The sequence below is a fragment of the Alkalihalophilus lindianensis genome (assembly GCF_032843265.1).
GTDB classification, from domain to species: domain Bacteria; phylum Bacillota; class Bacilli; order Bacillales; family Bacillaceae_D; genus Alkalihalophilus; species Alkalihalophilus lindianensis.
In genome coordinates this window covers 1-235 of sequence record NZ_JAWJBA010001044.1, presented here as the reverse complement: position 1 = coordinate 235, position 235 = coordinate 1, and the positions used below count along the sequence as shown (strand labels likewise).

1 pseudogene is annotated in these 235 nt (G+C 45.1%); it reads left to right on the top strand.

Annotated elements, in window-relative coordinates:
• Positions 1 to 163 precede the first annotated feature (163 nt).
• Positions 164 to 235 (top strand): annotated as a pseudogene (locus RYX56_RS25780) (sulfurtransferase TusA family protein); the annotation flags it as partial.

Below are 235 nucleotides of genomic sequence, written 5' to 3'. Positions count from 1 at the left end.
GCTATCGAATTGGTGGGAAAAGCGATTCCGTTACGGGACAGGAATCAAACAGCAGCAGACGGAACGGATTTCCCATGTTACGAAGGAGGCTTAATCTATGTCCCAAGTAATTGATGTTAACTATATTTTGGACATTCGTGGCGAGCCTTGACCATACCCTGTTATTTATGCGCTGGATGCGCTAAAAGACATGAAAATCGGGGAAGTATTACAAGTCATCGCTGATTGCCCGCAA